Source organism: Paenibacillus sp. J22FR21, assembly GCF_056269135.1.
Genome location: NZ_JBWDNJ010000003.1, coordinates 991,780 through 1,009,108, shown reverse-complemented (window position 1 = coordinate 1,009,108; position 17,329 = coordinate 991,780). Strand labels below are relative to the sequence as shown.

17 protein-coding genes, 1 tRNA gene and 1 riboswitch are annotated in these 17,329 nt (G+C 46.6%); of the genes, 9 read left to right on the top strand and 9 right to left on the bottom strand.

Annotation, left to right across the window (positions count from 1 at the left end; all coding sequences use genetic code 11):
- Positions 1-207: 207 nt before the first annotated feature.
- Complete coding sequence (locus AC0YNS_RS15070; protein WP_475781790.1) at positions 208-576, bottom strand: DoxX family protein; 369 nt, start codon at positions 574-576, stop codon at positions 208-210.
- Between the two features lie 262 nt (positions 577-838).
- Here AC0YNS_RS15070 and AC0YNS_RS15065 point away from each other — a divergent pair, with 262 nt between their 5' ends.
- From AC0YNS_RS15065 to AC0YNS_RS15050, 4 genes are all read left to right on the top strand, one after another.
- Positions 839-1,486 (top strand): transcriptional regulator, encoded by a 648-nt coding sequence (locus AC0YNS_RS15065; RefSeq protein WP_475781789.1) that lies wholly within the window; start codon positions 839-841, stop codon positions 1,484-1,486.
- Positions 1,487-1,965: 479 nt separating this feature from the next.
- Positions 1,966-3,282 (top strand): extracellular solute-binding protein, encoded by a 1,317-nt coding sequence (locus tag AC0YNS_RS15060; protein ID WP_475781788.1) that lies wholly within the window; start codon positions 1,966-1,968, stop codon positions 3,280-3,282.
- A 101-nt stretch (positions 3,283-3,383) separates the two neighbouring features.
- Entirely contained in the window at positions 3,384-4,265 is an 882-nt protein-coding gene (locus AC0YNS_RS15055) for a carbohydrate ABC transporter permease (RefSeq protein WP_475781787.1), read from the top strand.
- Complete coding sequence (locus AC0YNS_RS15050; protein WP_475781786.1) at positions 4,265-5,119, top strand: carbohydrate ABC transporter permease; 855 nt, start codon at positions 4,265-4,267, stop codon at positions 5,117-5,119. The genes AC0YNS_RS15055 and AC0YNS_RS15050 overlap by 1 nt, the downstream gene beginning before the upstream one ends.
- Positions 5,120-5,224: 105 nt before the next feature.
- On the opposite strand, the gene AC0YNS_RS15045 is transcribed toward AC0YNS_RS15050, so the two are convergent.
- Genes AC0YNS_RS15045 through AC0YNS_RS15030 form a run of 4 tightly spaced genes read right to left on the bottom strand, consistent with a single transcriptional unit; the run spans position 5,225 to position 11,150 of the window.
- The gene (locus tag AC0YNS_RS15045; RefSeq protein ID WP_475781785.1) at positions 5,225-7,711 is read right to left on the bottom strand and encodes an ATP-binding cassette domain-containing protein; all 2,487 of its coding nucleotides are present in this window, start codon (positions 7,709-7,711) and stop codon (positions 5,225-5,227) included.
- The gene (locus AC0YNS_RS15040; RefSeq protein ID WP_475781784.1) at positions 7,684-8,574 is read right to left on the bottom strand and encodes an energy-coupling factor transporter transmembrane component T; all 891 of its coding nucleotides are present in this window, start codon (positions 8,572-8,574) and stop codon (positions 7,684-7,686) included. The genes AC0YNS_RS15045 and AC0YNS_RS15040 overlap by 28 nt, the downstream gene beginning before the upstream one ends.
- Positions 8,571-9,506, bottom strand: coding sequence for a DUF4430 domain-containing protein (locus AC0YNS_RS15035; protein ID WP_475781783.1), 936 nt, complete (start codon positions 9,504-9,506; stop codon positions 8,571-8,573). The genes AC0YNS_RS15040 and AC0YNS_RS15035 overlap by 4 nt, the downstream gene beginning before the upstream one ends.
- Positions 9,507-9,518: 12 nt before the next feature.
- Positions 9,519-11,150: an S-layer homology domain-containing protein gene (locus AC0YNS_RS15030; RefSeq protein ID WP_475781782.1), complete on the bottom strand. Its 1,632-nt coding sequence runs from the start codon at positions 11,148-11,150 to the stop codon at positions 9,519-9,521.
- Positions 11,151-11,319: 169 nt separating this feature from the next.
- Positions 11,320-11,512: riboswitch (cobalamin riboswitch) on the bottom strand.
- 138 nt (positions 11,513-11,650) lie between these two features.
- On the opposite strand from AC0YNS_RS15030, the gene AC0YNS_RS15025 reads away from it, so the two are divergent.
- From AC0YNS_RS15025 to AC0YNS_RS15005, 5 genes are all read left to right on the top strand, one after another.
- The gene (locus AC0YNS_RS15025; protein WP_475781781.1) at positions 11,651-11,974 is read left to right on the top strand and encodes a hypothetical protein; all 324 of its coding nucleotides are present in this window, start codon (positions 11,651-11,653) and stop codon (positions 11,972-11,974) included.
- A 118-nt stretch (positions 11,975-12,092) separates the two neighbouring features.
- On the top strand, positions 12,093-12,659 hold the full coding sequence (locus AC0YNS_RS15020; protein WP_475781780.1) for a hypothetical protein: 567 nt from the start codon (positions 12,093-12,095) through the stop codon (positions 12,657-12,659).
- Positions 12,649-13,167 (top strand): accessory gene regulator B family protein, encoded by a 519-nt coding sequence (locus AC0YNS_RS15015; RefSeq protein WP_475781779.1) that lies wholly within the window; start codon positions 12,649-12,651, stop codon positions 13,165-13,167. The genes AC0YNS_RS15020 and AC0YNS_RS15015 overlap by 11 nt, the downstream gene beginning before the upstream one ends.
- Positions 13,168-13,175: 8 nt before the next feature.
- A complete protein-coding gene (locus AC0YNS_RS15010; protein ID WP_475781778.1) occupies positions 13,176-13,298 on the top strand; it encodes a hypothetical protein in 123 nt (40 codons plus the stop codon).
- 22 nt (positions 13,299-13,320) lie between these two features.
- Positions 13,321-13,728: a LytTR family transcriptional regulator DNA-binding domain-containing protein gene (locus AC0YNS_RS15005; RefSeq protein WP_475781777.1), complete on the top strand. Its 408-nt coding sequence runs from the start codon at positions 13,321-13,323 to the stop codon at positions 13,726-13,728.
- 145 nt (positions 13,729-13,873) lie between these two features.
- Here AC0YNS_RS15005 and AC0YNS_RS15000 read toward each other — a convergent pair.
- The 4 genes from AC0YNS_RS15000 to AC0YNS_RS14985 all read right to left on the bottom strand — a co-directional run bounded on the left by AC0YNS_RS15000 (position 13,874) and on the right by AC0YNS_RS14985 (position 17,305).
- Positions 13,874-13,949: transfer RNA gene (locus AC0YNS_RS15000), tRNA-Ala, on the bottom strand.
- Between the two features lie 151 nt (positions 13,950-14,100).
- Positions 14,101-15,114 (bottom strand): glycoside hydrolase family 130 protein, encoded by a 1,014-nt coding sequence (locus tag AC0YNS_RS14995; protein ID WP_475781776.1) that lies wholly within the window; start codon positions 15,112-15,114, stop codon positions 14,101-14,103.
- A 169-nt stretch (positions 15,115-15,283) separates the two neighbouring features.
- Entirely contained in the window at positions 15,284-16,417 is a 1,134-nt protein-coding gene (locus tag AC0YNS_RS14990) for an efflux RND transporter periplasmic adaptor subunit (RefSeq protein ID WP_475781775.1), read from the bottom strand.
- Positions 16,418-16,432: 15 nt separating this feature from the next.
- Positions 16,433-17,305 carry a carbohydrate ABC transporter permease gene (locus tag AC0YNS_RS14985; RefSeq protein ID WP_475781894.1) on the bottom strand — a complete coding sequence of 291 codons (873 nt, stop codon included), beginning with the start codon at positions 17,303-17,305 and terminating at the stop codon, positions 16,433-16,435.
- Between the last annotated feature and the right edge of the window lie 24 nt (positions 17,306-17,329).

The window sequence follows — 17,329 nt, the reverse complement described above, 5'->3', positions numbered from 1 at the left end:
TTCACTCCGTTTCTGAATTGTATACAGATCTGATCATGTGCCTGGATTACGCCTTCTTTGGTCCTTCTTAATGGCCCGTCAATTAGAATATAAACAACAATACTGGAAATGAATAGTACGCACTTTAAATTCACTAGGTTACCTTAGGGTTACTAGCTTCTACATATAAAAAAGCCCACGAACTATATCGTGGACTTGAAGTACGGCCTATCCCCATAGATTGGACATTTCGTCTGCATATAGAATGACTACTCCGGCAGCAATCAAGAGGTTTAATAGAGCCGGGAACCATTTGGCAAAAGGATGTTTGACTCTTAGATGCGCAATCAATGCTATGATCATCATAACGCCGACCAATACCCCTGCCCATGCGGCATACCCTGCTGACCAGTAACCGATAATGAGCCCAACGCATGCTGCAATTTGAACGATACCCGTAATAACTCGGAACCACTGGGGAAGTTTCACGGAATCAAATAGTTCGACTTGATGTTTGGCTCCTGCAAGCTTGCTTCCACCAAAGAATGCCATGGAGAAAAGCAGCCAGCTCTGAAGAATGATGGCTAGTATATGCACGTAAATCCACTTCCTTTATTCATATTTTACTATAGGACACCAATCAGTGTCATAATTCATAATATAACACCTTAAGGTGTCCTGTAAAGCACTATATTGGAAGTAATCCAGTGGAAAACCGCGTATTGAATTGATTCCCATATCATGGTATATTTCACACTATATACGGTGTGAAGCACATACCGCTTCGGTACGTCATGTCAATTCGACAATGATGTACTGAGGCGGTATTTTTTATTCATGGAGAGGGATGTGAAGAGGAATGAGCAGATTTGACGAAGTCTATCATAACTGGATCGAGCAGCATATTGCCGAGGAGAAAAGCCCAAGGAGACGAGAAATACTTATGAAAGGATTGAGTCACGGATCAATAGAATTTTTGCGCTTAGTCTGGTTTCCTGCCATTGGCAATCTAGAACATCTGTCCCCTGAATTCGAAGTCAGAGACTTTAATAATGGGTATCGTTATCTTGACCTTGCGTACATGCCAGGCACTCTAAAAGGTTGTATTGAAATTCAGGATTATCGAAGCCATGCCAGGGATATTGAGGTCAGCCGGTTTAAAGATTTATGTATGAAACAATCACTGCTCGTTCTTGATGACTGGATATTCCTCCCCATTGCATACTTGTCCATCCGAGATGATCCTGGCGTTTGCAAGCAACTCGTCCTTTCATTCGTTGGAAAGTTTCTAGCCCGTGCAGTTCCCACCGGACTGAACTGGGCTGAAGCCGAAATTATGCGCTATGTTCACAGACTACTCCGTCCGGTTGCACCGACCGAGCTAGCAAGCCACATGCAGCTCACCGAAAATCGCGTCCGAGTGCTCCTTCGCGGCCTAATGGAGAAAAAAATGCTGGAGGTTGCAAGTGGAAACCAGCGCTATCGTACTTATCGCCTAGTAACATAAGAGGCAATCGACAGGGATACAATTCTAACGGTTGCCAGAGTGGCTATTTCGCGAAATTTACTGCTTTTCCAGCTCTAACGGTTGTGACAAGCCTTATTTGCCTCAAAATGCTCGATTCCTATAGGAAAATTCCCAAATAAGTTCTCTCGCAACCGTTAGAAAATAAAACAGGGCTGATTACACCAAATAGCCACTGTCACAACCGTTAGCGCTATCGCCCCACCTCCGACCCCACTTGCACACCCTGCAACACTCTCCCTCCTTTAGGTGCTCCGCTACCATAGATATGATCCATATTACTCTAGCAATTGGCCCATAAATTCAAGAATTCGATGAAGACAGAACCAAAGTGCCCATCAATTCGTGACTTTAGTTGTATAATTTTATCCTTCTATAATGGAAATATCCCCCTATTCAAAATTTTCTAACAATCTTATTCTGAAATAGATACATAAACCATATTGGGAGGTTCATTTACAATGAAAAAGAGGCTTCTAGTCCCAGCGCTTAGCTTAGTAATTGCGTCGACAACTGTCTTAAGTTCGGCTGGTGCGGCAACAAAATCCGACACCATCGTGATCAGACATACGCAATTGGGCGAGGCGAAACAGCAACGCTTCAATATCCTAAAAGATGTCTTGAGCAGGGTTTCAAAAGAGGTTCCCGGCGTAAAATACAAGCTGGACGGCGTAGATTCGGACGTCAACCGCAAAGAGAAATTACGTTCTGAAATGGTAGTCAACAAAGCTCCTGCGATTTTCGATCTGTTCGGTGGAGCAGATACACAATTGTATGTTGAAGCAAATCGACTGCTCGATCTTACACCGATTCTGAAAGAGCTTGGCTTGTCTAATAAGTTTATTTCTTTGGACGAATTCAAGGTGAACGGAAAAGTATACGGTTTGCCTATCGGCGGTTACCAAGAGGGTTATTTCTACAATAAAGAGTACTTCAAAGCCCATGGCTTGAAAACGCCAAAAACATTGGCTGAACTTGAGACTTTAGCAGCAACGATTAAAAAAGACGGGAAAACGCCTTTTGCTCAAGCTTCCAAAGCCGCATGGGTGCCGTTAATGACAGCCAATACGCTGTGGTCCCGTTACGCAGGTCCGGACATTACGAACGGTTTTGCAACCGGTAAAACGAAATGGAATAGTGCGCCAATGGTGGCAGCTTTCACGAAGTACCAGGATTGGGTGAAAAAAGGCTACTTTAAACAAGGCGAGCTCGGTTTGGATTATGCCGAACAACGCAACCAGCTCATCCGTGGCGAAGCGATCATGATGTATGACGGATCATGGGCTTCCAGCGTATTTGCGGATCCTAAACAAGCCGGCGATCTCACGAACAAAGTTGGCTACTTCCCAGTTCCATCCGTTGCAGGCGGCAAAGGCAGCCAAACGGCTGTAAACGGCGGCTTCTCTAACGGCTACGGCTTCTCGGCAAAAGTTAAAAATGACAAGAAGCAATTGGCATTCGTAAAATCGTTTATCAAGAACATGTACAATGACGAAATGCAAATTCGCGGACTTGAAGCAGACGGCGTCTTGCCTTCCATGAAAGTAAACAGCTCGAAATTGGCTAACGCTAAAGCTTCTAATCTCGTGAAAGAAATCATTGAAGTTGGTAACAAAGCAAGCGGCGCTTTCCCTGCATTCGATTCCTTGGTTCAACCGGACGTAAATACAGCGATCAGCGAAGGCATCCAAAAACTAATCGGCCTCAAAATTACGCCTAAGGCCATGCTGGACGGCGTGCAAAAAGCGCAAAATGCAGCAAACAACGACGATTTCTAAAAGAGGATAAGCAAGGAAAGTACCACCCGCCTCAGAGTGGGTGGTACTTTTTTTATAAGCACGACTCATACAGCCAATGTCTGATTATCGCGGAGGAACCGATGAATAAAACATTAAGAAACCCATGGACCTATATCCTGTTTTTGCTGCCTCTCCTTCTACTCTATCTCTTATTCTTCATTTATCCGATGATTTCTGCCTTCACTACGGGCTTTATGAAATGGAACGGTCTTACCGAAGCGAAGTTTAATGGTTTGACGAACTTTAAGCATGCGTTTGGGGATGTATTATTCTGGGACTCCGTTCTCAATAACGGGAAATTCATTCTATTCTCGGTTTTCGTGCAAGTTCCTGTCATTATCTTCTTCTCTCTCTTAATCAGTAACGTCAAGAAACTCAAGGGTTTATATAAAACAGCAATATTTGTTCCTTCCGTTATGTCAACTGCGGTAATCGGAATTTTGTGGAGTTTCATCTATGAACCGGATATCGGCTTGTTCAATCAAATTTTGACTAAACTCGGATTTCAGCCTGTCATGTGGTTATCCGACACCAGTTGGGCCATGTTTTCGATCTTGATCACCAATGCGTGGCAGTGGACGGGATTCTACGTCGTCATGGTCCTTGCTGCAATCTTGTCCATTCCCAGAGAAATCGATGAAGCTGCCATTGTCGATGGGGCCAGCGCTTGGACCCGTGCAACCCGCATTACGGTGCCGCTTATCATGCCTATCATTTCCGTAGTCATTATGCTTTCCATCTCAGGTGCGATGAAAGCGGCCGATATTATCATCGTCATGACGGATGGCGGTCCAGGCGGGGTAACCGATGTAATGGCAACCTATTTAATTAAATACGGGATCACGAATGCGAAGTATGGATATGGAAACTCCATTGGGGTGTTGATTTTCATGTTCTCTCTCATTCTTACAGCCTTGTACCAATTCTTAATTGCCAGAAGAGTCGAAAGGGTCGAATACTAATGACGATGACACTACGATCAGTGAAGAAGAGTATCCCCCATATTATTTTAATAGGTTATTTAGTCGTGACTCTTTACCCGTTCCTATTCGTCCTCTTCTCCTCCATCAAGTCGGATAATCAGGCGATCGCAAGTAATCCGTTCGGATTCCCTTCTTCGTTTCATTTCGAAAACTACTACGAGGCTTGGGTGAATGCGAAAATCAGTGTTTACTTCCTTAATAGTTTGTATATCGCGACGCTATGTTCCATTGCGACGATTATCTTCTCGTCCATGGGAGCATTTGCGATTACGCGGATGCGCTATAAGAAAATGAGCAAAGGGTTGTATCAATTCATCCTGATCGGCTTGCTCATTCCGAGCGGCGCCTTGCTTTTGCCTATTTTTATCTTATTAAATAAGTTAGTGATATTTGGTCAGCCTATTTTGGGAACCCATATGGCACTAATCCTTCCTTACACCGCCGGGGCGATCCCATTTACGGTTATCATCTTGTCTGCGTTTATGAAATCGATCCCGAGTGAAATCGAAGAAGCCTCTGTCGTGGATGGTTTGAGTGCAAAAGGGATTTTCGCTAAAATCATTATGCCAATCACAGTTCCGGCTTTGGTAACCGTATTTATCATCAACTTCATCGGAAACTGGAACGAGTTTCTAATGGCGAACTTCTTCATCTCCACCGACGAATTGCGAACGCTGCCGGTCGGGATGGTCGGTTTCCGCGATATCTATAACACGAATTACGCTCAAATGTCGGCGGGTATCGTATATAGCATCGTGCCGGTCATGGTTATTTACGCCGTTCTGCAAAAACAAATCATTGAAGGTTTAACCGCAGGCGGGGTTAAAGGCTGATCTGTAACTCGAATGAATGATCAGATAGAAGAAGCACTGCAACCTAATAGGCTGCAGTGCTTCTTCATTTTGCATGAATCTAGTTAACCACCTACGTATCTCAAGTTATTTCATCAAACCGTACTTCTCTTTCACACGATCCAGCTTCTCGAGCATGGGTCTTGCGAGCATAAGCAGAAACACAACCGTCGCAATACCGTGAATGAGATCGAACGGGATACCCCGTATGCATGCGAGGACGAACATCTCTACTGTAACTTTGGTCTGTGTCATGAATACAGAAGAGACATTCATGATTGTGCCGTATATGACAAATGCAGCAATTCCCCCGTATAGGCTTAAGCTTATTCGGTTTCTGCGAAGCAAGCCTTTTCTGAACAACACTCCGGCCATGAACCCTATTATGCCGAAACCAAACATTTGCCAAGGCGTCCAAGGACCTTGACCGAAATAATAATTGGAAACAAAACCTGTGACCGCGCCAACAAGAAAGCCCGCTTCAGGACCTAAGGCGACGCCGGAAATAATGACGATCGCCAATACCGGTTTGAACTGCGGCACCATGAATAGCGCCATACGGCCGGCTACTCCTATTCCGCATAATACGGCTAACGTCACCAGCTCTTTGGGCTGCGGTTTCCTGCCCTCATACATCAAGGCAAACGGCAGCATCGTCTCCCCGATCACAAGCATGGAGATAAAGTAATACTTGCGGTCATCGAGATAGTAGATTCCGAACCAAATCGTAAGCGGAATGAGCAATAAAATCATCATCATGGCTGTAAGGGTTCGCTTAGAGAACTTTCGTTGTTCAGCAGGCACTTGTTGATCTTGGCTTGTCCCAAGGGATGATGCGCCTTTCTTGAGCCTTGATGAAGCTGTCAAAGTTGTGAAAGCATCCCGCTGACTGGCGAAACTACTCGCTTCCTCTTTAAGACCGCCAAAAGCATGTATAATCTCATTAGGTGTAACTGCCCATGGAAGCAGCTCTCTAGCCATCCGATTCGCTGCCGTTGTATAGAAACGGTTACCCGAGAAGAACTCTCGAGGCTGACCTTCCGATACGACTCCACCATCGAAGAACATCGAACAACGGTCGGAGAAGCTAGCGCAAAAGTCTATATCATGGCTGACCATAAGAATGGCCGTCCCCTGTTGCTTCAATCGATGCAATATTCCGGCGAGCTTTAGCTTGTACCCCGCATCCAAGCCTTTGGTCGGCTCATCCAGCAGCAGAATAGCTGGCTCCAAAAGCAGTATTTTGGCCAAAGCTGCACGTTGCTGCTCCCCTCCGGATAAATCATACGGATGCCGACCAAGTAATTCATCCAGCTCGCATAAATGCGATACATACCGAATTCGGTCTCGAGCTGTTGCTTGATCTATCCCCGATAACAATTCAAGTAAATCCGCCTCCACCGTCTTTCCGACGAAGAGCGCTTGTGGATTTTGCGGCAGTACACCTAGTAATCCATTGTACTTTTCACCATCCGTATATTCCCCAATAGCCTTGCCATAGAGCAGGACGTTCCCGCGGTAGGACTTGCGCAATCCGGAAATCAAAGTAAGCGCCGTTGTTTTCCCAGCCCCATTACCACCGACAATCGCATGAAGCTCACCTGGAAATACCTTCAATGACAAACCTTTCAGAACATCCGGAGCATGTTTATCATACTTGAACCAGACTTCATCAAGTTCAATGGCAGGAATGGCCTCCTCTTTCAATGCCTTTTCCACCGGCATTTCTTTGGAGTAGGGCGTGATTTCCGCCAGCCGGTGTAAGAACTCGCGTCCTTCGCGAACGGTAACCGGGCATTTCAGCGCATTATCAATCCTCGAATATACACGCATAGGCGTTGGCATGGCGTAGAACATGTCGTGCCGCAGTTCACGAAGCTTCTCCCCTACTTCCCTCGGCGTGCCTGATACTGCAATTTTACCTAAGTCCATCACAAACACGATGTCAGACAACGGCAGTACTTCTTCCAGCCGATGCTCGGTCAGCACAATGGTTATACCGAGTTCTCGATTAATCTTGCCCAGTGTACCAAGAAACTCGGAAGCTGCAATCGGATCCAACTGGCTGGTCGGCTCGTCCAACAAGAGCACTTGAGGCTGCATAACCATCACGGAAGCCAGATTAAGCAGCTGCTTCTGTCCACCGGATAGCTCTGTTACTTTCTTATGGAACCACTCTTGAATGCCGAAGAAACTAGCCGTCTCGGCCACGCGCCTGCGAATTTCCGGAGCGCTGCAGCCAAGACTCTCCAGTCCAAAAGCTAACTCATGCCAAACTTTGTCCGTAACGATCTGGTTATCAGGAGACTGAAGAACATAGCCGATGTCTGCAATTTGCGTACGACGATCCATGTTCTCAATGGCTATCCCTCGAAACTTAACAGCTCCGCTCCGGTTACCGTGTGGCGCAAGATCCGACTTGAAATGCCTGAGCAGCGTCGACTTCCCACACCCTGATTTGCCGCAGAGTGCGACGAACGCTCCTTCTCGAACGGTAAATGAAACATCCTGTAACGCATTCCGATCAGAACCGGGATAGGAGAAGGTTAAATGCTCGACTGTGAATGATTCCATCGTATATCCTCCCGAACGTTAATAACCAGCGGTATGGCGCAAAGCGCGGCAAACGCGGCAAACACGCTTAAACTATAGACCGATAGTTCCACACCTCGCATGGAAGGAAAGTAACGATAATACATGGCTTTCGCATACACACCTACAAGAATGTAGCTGCCAATCATAGATATAGCGAGCATTGCAGTCCGGTCGCGACGATCGAATTGGTATAGTGAAAACGCGGTTCTCCCTTTTAACCCATAACCGCGGCTGCGCATGGATGCGGCAGTTTCAATGCCATTCTCAAGCATCCATGTTGTCATCATCGACAGAATGCGAATGCCATGCCGAATTCTCGCAAGCACACTGCCATTCCTAATATCTCTTCCGATGCATCGCTGCGCTTCCGACACAACGATAAACTGAGCTTTGAACTTCGGAACAAACCGAAGGACCATCGAGAGCACAAGTGAAAGTGCAGGAATAACCCTGCCAAACAAATAGATGAACTTATCCGAGGTCATAACGGCGTTGTAACAGGAGAACCAGCAGATGACTGCTATGAACATCGTCGCTGCAGCAATACCATAAGTAATAGATTCTAAGGTCAATGGGTTACCGCTATGCAAATAGAGAAGTATGGTTGCTCCTTCATGATTGAATGCTGGATTGATGAGAGCAGTTACAACCAACATGGGAAGCATGTAGAATAAGTTGAATTTCATGGCGCGCTTCCCGTTTAATTGGATCGAGTAAGCAAAAGCAAACACGATGGAGATCCCGAGACATACCGGATGCATAAAGATCATCGAGAATGATAGGACGAGTGCGAAATACGTGAAATTCACTACGGGATGGTAGCTTGAGAACGCATCTCTCATTTCTTATCACCGCCTGCAGCAGCATAAGTATCGCCTACGTCCCTTCCCAAGTCGCAGGTGTAGACCCACTCGATTACATCCCCCTGCTTAAGCTGGTATCGGCTGCTTCCGTAATTCGGGAACCAGTCGTTTACCTTGTACATCCATCCAGATAGCTCTCCGCAGTCGAATTCATACAGATTGTTAATTCCCTCTATGTAGGCAGAGTTGTACATAGGCGTATTTTCAAATTCCATATGAATCTTGCTTCTCTTCATTTCTCTCTGCGATACATTGAACACCGATTCCCCTTCATAGAAGGTAACTTCGCGTTTCGGTACGATGATTCCGTCCTTCGGAACAAGCTCCAGCTTCTCGGGATCTAACTTATCCAGATTGTCCAGAATGGTAGCGCAGCTTACCGAGAGGTAGGCGGTCAGCGTCTTATCGGATACCGATGAATCCTGCGGTTCTACAGGGACTGGTTTGCCATCGGGTACAGCTTCGGTCAAATACTTATCCTTGCCGGTCTTAGGATCAATCGCCATAGACGGCTTGGAAGGCTTGCCTTCCGTCGGTTTTGCCGGAGGCTTCACTGATGGTTTGCCGGGTTTGACCTCTTGTTGGCCGTTCCCCTTTGTTGTGTTTGGCGTAGATGACGCATCACTGGACTTAACTGTATTTGCTGAAGCAGACGACTCTCCGGTCAAAGAATTCTCCGCCTTCGGCGTCGTTTTAACTGGTTGCTCATTCGTAATTGGTCGTTGATCAGCCGGTTCTGTTCCAGTTGAATCTGCGCTCTGCTGATGAACATCAACGGATTGCATGGCATCAGTCGAAGCATGAGGCGATTCAGGCGAGCGGCTCTCAAGCGGGCCGCTGCTGAGATACGCAACTACAAGAACAGCAATAAAGATCGCTGCTGCGATGATTTTAGTTCTGGTAACTTTCATAGGAACGCCTCTTTACAACAATTTGGTTGCGGCTAACATGCGGTAGAGCATCTCCGCGATCTCGGCACGCGTAATAGCCACTTTAGGCTCAATATTGAAAGCATCCTGAGACAAAATATTCTCACGGAAGTTGAAAGCAAGCGCAGCCCTCGCCCAATCAGCAGTCTTCGTATAATCACCGAATTGAGCCAGCATATCTCTTGTTTCTGCAACGCTGAGATTGGTATCCATGCCGCATAGCTTGGCTGCGCTCGCGATCATAACAGCAGCTTCTTGCTTCGTAATCGTCACGCTAGGTGAGAAGGTTGTCTTCGATGTGCCTGTCACGATCCCATATCTGAAAGCAGTACCTACGTAACCTGCATACCAGCCGCCTTTGGGAACATCTGCAAATATGGAAGTTGCCTTTGGTAGGAGCCCAAGACCTTTGGTCACTATCGCAGCGAATTCTGCCCGTGTCATTGTCCGATTCGGAGCAAAGGTGTCTGCAGTCATGCCGTTAATGATCCCACGTGAAGCAAGCTCTTCAATGGCCTTTCTATTCAGATGATTGGCAATATCCGAGAACGTCTTGCCCGCTTCGAGCACAGGCATTACTTTAATGTCCTCATGTTTATTCGGTAAGCCCACCTCTTCGTTTGAAGTGGAAGGCGTCTTCCTTGTTACGTCCGACATTCTGTAAAGACTATTCTTGTTTGCCGATCTACGTTGCACGTTCACAAGTCCGTACATCGCCTGCTCTGTAGACATTCCGTTTACTCCACTGTTATCGATCGCATGTTGAAATCCTTTTCCCTCCGCATAATAGCCAAGGAGATCATCGACAACGGTGTTGCCATTTTTGACGAATCGACTGTCATCGATGGAGATGCCAAGCTCACATAGCGCCATCAACACCTGAACCGTGCTTTCGGAATTTTTGACTCCCCAGCTGGAGTAGCCGCCTTTATTATCCTGAATGTTCGATAACCGCTCGAGCGCTTTATCTGTTGCAGCTTTTACGCTTTTCTTATCCTGATATTTCGCAAGTGCCTGCAATGCCATGCCCGTAATATCTGGATCTGCCTCCGTACCGGAAAGTGCAAATCCGCCATCCTTCAGCTGCCGAGACAAGATTTCGTCGACGTACAACTCTCTTGTTGCCTTCGTCTTGGCCGTGCTATTGAATGGAATCGCATAATTCTTGCTGTCTAAGGCGATTAGCGCGAAGATCGGTCCGTTTATCCCCTGCCAAATGGTTTTATCGAAATCACCGAGCGGTGTCAGCAGATTGTAGCCACCTACATGGGTCGGATCCGCTCCGATGGCGGTTAGAGCCAGGATGACTCTGGAATATTCGGTATACTTCTTATCATGAAGATCGCCTTTCAGCGAAATCACGTAGCTCTCAACCGTCTTATAATAGTCGTCGAAATAACGTTGAGGGACTGGATATCCGGAACGAGCCAAACCAATGACAGCCCATTCTCCACCAACGGAGCCAACTTGAGGTTCTTGTACCGCCGCCAACAAGTAAGCCGCTGTATCCTGAATGGCATTGTCCACATCTTTGGCCGGTGAACCGTACACAGGTGTAATACTCAGTTGACCAACCATCAAGCATAAGATAACAATGGCGGATAATAATTTACTGCTTCTGTTCATAATTTCCCCTTCCTACTTCGCACAATTTCACTCCTCAATAGTAAGCAATTCATATCCTTTTCAATAAAAATAGCCTTCGATTCATATAGAATCAAAGGCTGGCACTGTCCGCAGTCAAATGAATGACAACAAAAATAAGCACCGCCTCCATCATCCGTAGAGTCTGTGAACACACGTACACGTCAAGGCAGGTCTCCTGGCTTTGAGTCAACACTTCTCCATACCTTCCCGGTATTTCTACCAGTGGCTTTCATGGAGTTGCTCGTCATTAACAGTGGCGGGACCGCGCCGGATTTGCACCGGACTTCCCTTTTAAGCGATGTTTAGATGGCTAAACACGCACCTTGCTGTGGTTATTCAATTACAATGATCATATAGTGACCTACTGCGTTTGTCTATTATTCAATGTATTCTATCAATAAATGATTATGTATATTGCGTATATACGTTTTTGTCGTATAATCAGGATATAAGTCATATTATGTTAGGCGGGTGATCATTTGAAGTTCTCGATCACGAAATGCACCGAGTTGGCGCATGAAGCGAGAGGAGAAGTCGGGGAATGCATTCTATCCTTAGTTGATGAAGTATTGAATTTAAGACAACAAGTCGCAACTGGCCCAAGTTACCCAAAACTTGTCGGCAGTGCGGAGGTATCAGAGATACTGGGGATCGATCGACGCAATATGCATCATAAGAGGAAAACGAAGGGATTTCCTGATCCGGTCCTTGTCATTAAGAGCGGACCGCTTTGGATTGAAGATGTAATTATAGAGTTTAGAGATGAATCCGATGATCGCCGCAGGAAAGACGAAGATAAATAAAGGGAGCGGGCGGGGCATGAATTATTTTCTTTTCATTGTTGGGTCTACATTCGAGTATATTGGCACGCTGCTATTCTTGTTCACATTGTTTAGGTTTGGATTGGACAGAAGATTGATAATGAACGTATTATTAGTTTCCTTGTTAATGAGCCAAGCTTCTTACTTCTCGCGCTTAGATCCTGCTGTTGGTGATTTATCTTCTTATATACAGTTTGTCCTCTTTATACTGGTTCTTTGGATTTTGTTCCGAGTTCCTATTTTCCATTCCATTATCATGAATTTTGCGGGAATAGCCGCTTTATTTACAGTGCAGGGCTTAATTATTCTAGTAGCAAGTCAGGTTAGTGATACTTCATTCTCAACGATAACCAGCAATCATGCTACTGCGACAGCTGTACAAATTATCACTTGTTTAGCCAACATAGCGATTGCCAGGACCGTATACATAAAGAACTGGGGATTCGACTTTGTTCCAACTTCACGGCGAGTATATGTCGAAATTAGAGGCACTAATGCAATTCTATTAGCGATAATAGCATTCGCAATCGTATTAGCAGCCATCTTGGCAGTTGTATTCCGTAATAATTATGATGAATACGTGATTGCCGCGAGTATTGTCTTTGTACTAACTCTTCCTTTATTCCTATACTTTACACTTAGAAAGGATACAGAAGATGCTGCGTAAAATAGCCACTGACCTAAATGTACGCATGAAGGCAAATGGCGTAGCTAATACGCCATCAGTCGACGTTATCGTCTACTCATTGAGCATTATTTGGAACACTGTGTCTATTACCGCATTTTCTTTGCTAATAGGACTTTTTACTGGCGAAATTGGAAGAACTGGATTATTATTAATAGTATTCGCGACTATTCGCCTATTAACAGGCGGTTACCACTTAAAGTCTGGTTGGCTATGTATTTTTGTCTCTACACTTGCTATGTCAGTAATGCCGCATATTTTCCTGTCAGATTATTGGACTTACATCCTCACGGCAGTTGCGCTGCTAAGTGTGCTAATCTTCGCGCCGGCGAACTATGACAAGTACGCCCGGCTTTCCCCAAAATATTATCCATTGTTAAAAATTCTATCCGCAGCGCTCGTTGCGACTAACTTCCTATTTGTTTCTGACCTCCTTGCAGTCGCTTTTATGGTACAAGCGTTGTTATTGCCTTTTAAGGAAAGGGGGTGAAACAAAAGATGAAAAAACTAGCATATCGTGGTGTGGCTGCTATTGTAATTGGGGTGGCATCGGTATTCGTTCTCGTGGGTTCTTACGCATTCATCAATAAACCTGAAATCCCTGCGGAACTTAGAAAGTAGTACATCGGAGGGATGTTGAAACATGCATCGCCCATATCATGTAGTTAATCGTCGCAAAGACGGGAGTTTCGATATTGTCGAAATAGACCTAAACGATGTCCGATTTGTGGGCAGTCTAAATGGCGAAAAGTATCTCCAGACGCATGAAGGAACCTATTACTACATAAAAAGTCCGGAGGAACAGGAAAAGTTTTTTAGTTTGCAGGGTTTTGTGAAAATCGACCGTTGTTTCATGGCTCAAAAAGACAAAATTGAGTTTTACGACGAAGATACGCATCAAGTCTTTTTCGAGAAAGAGCCCGTTGGAAAAGACGCCCTCCGTGCACCCGTCTCTAGAGCGCATTATAAAGAAATGAGAGACATCAAGCGGAGAGGCAGCTCACCTGCGAAAAATGGTCTTCTTAGCAATCGCAATCCTTTGACGGACTGAATAAACAAAGCTAAACTGTATCTCCTTTAACCGGGGGATGCAGTTTTTTTAATTCAATTAGGCACCAGCTCGTCCCTAGGCTTCTTTTAATACATTTGAAACAACAAAAAACCCTTAATTATAAAGGGTTCTGACGGTTATTTATTGGTGGAGCCTAGGGGGATCGAACCCCTGACCTCTTGCATGCCATGCAAGCGCTCTCCCAGCTGAGCTAAGGCCCCGTGTTAAATCAGTGACAAATGTTATCTTAACACGAGCTTGAATACGCTGTCAACGCATTTACTTTCAGAATGCTTGTATTCCTTTTGCCGAATAAATGAACATATAGACGAAAAGAAGCTTCGGTCACCCGAAACTTCTTTTCTCTACATCCTACTTACTACTCTCCGTTATGATATACTCTACCAGCTCATCCAGCGGAACAGTTGCCAGACCAATCGCCGTATCCGTGCAGCCATAGTAGATATAGAGCAGCCCATCCTTCACTACATTTGCTGTCGGGAATACAACATTCGGAATGAACAGGCCGAATTTCTCATAATACTCTTCCGGCTCCATAATAAAGCCCGGTGCGCGCGCGACAACTTTCTCCGGATGCTCCAGGTCAAGCAGCATTGCGCCAACACGATAGATATGATCCGGACCTACGCCATGATAGAGCGTCAACCAGCCTTTATCGGTCTTAATCGGCGGCGTGGAGCCTCCGATCTTCTTAAACTCCCATTCCTGCTCCACTTGCGCAATTAAGATCGGATCTTCCCAATGAATCATATCCTCGGAATAGGAAATCCACATGGCCGGCTTCTCAGTGCCATATTCTTCGCCGATGTACTCTTCCGGGCGACGAAGAAGAGCGTATTTACCGCCGATCTTCTCAGGGAATAGAATATTATCGCGATCATTGATCTCAAGCGGAGTGGTATCACATAAGAACTCCCAGTTGATCAGGTCCTTGGAGGTTGCAATGGACGAACGAGTCAGCCAATCCTCCGGTTTGCCCCAGCCGTTCGGGTACTCCGGCTTAGAATTGTTCGGAAGACCGACGCCTGTTGGGTAGTAGCTCATCGAGCACGGACGAAGCGCGTAGTTCATATAGAACGTATCGCCGAACTTCACGACACGCGGATCTTGAATGCTGCCGTAGGGGAAGCCAAACTGCTCCGGGTGAATAACAGGCGTGTCTTGCACATGACGGAAGTTGATACCATCATCGCTTTCGAGTAAACCTAAGAAACATTGGAACGGATTCAGACTGCCCGCAGTCCGCTCAATCATATAGAATTTATCGCCTTCGATAATAACAGCCGGGTTAAATACCGTCGCTTTGCGCCAATCGTACAGACCTGGCGTGACGATAGGGTTTGCTGCGCAGCGCGTAATCTTCATCCTGGATCAACCTCTTTCATGATGAGCTGAATGCGAATTCGCTTCTTCGTGCAATCATTCGCAAATGTCACCCCACTATATCACGCCGCCACTACCATGTGAACCGGTTTCGGGCAAGTTCAAACCAAAACAAACCCTATTCAAACATTTTTCCCCCTATCGCTTTCGATTAAAGTCTTATTCGCTCTCCTTCCATAATCGGGTGATCGCTGTCCAGTATGATCGGCTGCTGCTCGAATATCCCGCCTCGAATGGCGCTTGTCGTATCATTCTCATCAATCACTTCGATGGGAATACGCACCACATGATAAGCATTACCGAGCGGACCTTGTTTCTCCTCGTAGGAGTAGATATAGGTGCCGTTTCCGTCCTTGTGAACGGCTGCATTAGGAATGATCATTTCATCACTCGAGTTGTTTTTGGTCAGAATCACCTGAACTCGCTCCCCCCCGCGAAGCGACTTCTCCTGCACCGTGACGCCAATCGTATTCGTCGCCGAACCCTCTGTTGCTTCACCCTGAGCAACATCGCCAGCATGATCAGTTGCTTGTACCGTTCCTTTGATTTCGGCGATAACTCCTGTCAGCACCACACTCTCCTTGCCGAGCTTCAATAGTTCAAGCTTCTCTCCCACTTGCAGCAACGCGCCAAGATCAGACGGAACGGACAGCTCGAACCGGTAACCCTTCGCCGCATTCGAAATGCGAATATCCGGAGATCCATCGCCCTTCAACCCCACTTCGGCGTGGACATCTGTGACGATCCCATTGTAAGGTGCCGTAATTCGGCTGTTCGCTGCAGCGGAAGCTTGAAGCAGCTCGATCGCGAGCTTCTGATCGGCGATATCAAGCTTGGCCGTTTCAATCGCAAGCTTGGCTGCGAGCTTCGCAGAAGCATCATCAGAACTGCTGGCCTGAATGAAATTCTGCTGAAGTCCCTCGATCGACAGCTCCAGTTTCTTCAGCACGGATTGCCCCGCGGCGATTTGCTGCTTCGCTTCTGTATCGTCATATTCAACAAGCGTTTGCCCTTCGTGAACCGCCTCACCCTTCTTCACTCGTACGCTGGTGACCGTCCAGCCAGCTGGATTCGTGAGTTCTCTTTCGTCATAGGGGACCAAAGTCGCTGTACCTTCATAGACATGTGACAGCTGTCCTTTGGCAGCCTCAATCGTGTAGACCTTAGTTAACGACAACGACTGGAGCGTATTGCCGGCCAATGTTAAGCCTGCCAACAGGACTAGAAACAAGCCTGCTATCAGGCGGATTTTACGCTTCCGAGCTCGCGTGTTCTCTTCTTCCATAACCTCACTCCTGAACTATCCTTTAATGCCCGACAATTGAATGCCTTCGATGAAATAGGACTCTGCATAAAGAAAGAGCAGGATCATCGGCGTCATATACAGCGCGGAAGCGGCAAATCCGATCCCCCTCGCCTCTTGGTCGATTTGGGCGAGATAGAGGGACAACGGCTGTTTCACGGCATCCTGAAGGAAGATTAGCGGCTGCTCGATCATATTCCAATAATCGACGAACAGCAGAACGGTCAGCGCGGCTAACCCCGGCTGAACAAGCGGTAGTATGATGCGCGTGAAAATAATCCAATGGCCGCCGCCGTCCATTTTGGCCGCTTCCACGTAAGCACCGGGAATATGCGTCATGAACTGACGCATCATGAAGACGCCGAAGGCGCCGAAGATGCCCGGCAGGATAATCGCTGCATCGCTGTTCATCAGCCCAAGCTGATTCACCACCAAATAATTCGGAACCAGCGTAACTTGGAAGGGCATAAGCATGGTCATGACATAGAGCATGAATAGTTTCTCACGCCCGGGAAAACGAAGCTTCGCGAATGCATATGCGGCAAGCGTCGATACCACTGTCTGACCGGCGATGATCGGCACAACAAGCGCAGTCGAATTCCAGAACATATGGAGAAACTTTGGCGCCAGAATGAGCACCTGCGCATATTGGCTGAACGACAGCCAATCCGGAAGCAGCTTCAAATTGACGAATTGTCGCTGTCCGCCGAGCGCCGTATCCGTCATTTTGCCGATGAGATCATAATTCAGTCCGATTTCCTGCTCCGTCATCAGCGAATTCGTAAACGTCAGCACAATCGGAATCAGCATCATGATTGCTGCCGCTGCAAGCAGCATACTCAGCAAGGCTCGCGGGAATTTCATTAACATCTTCATGGCTACCTCCCGCTTCCC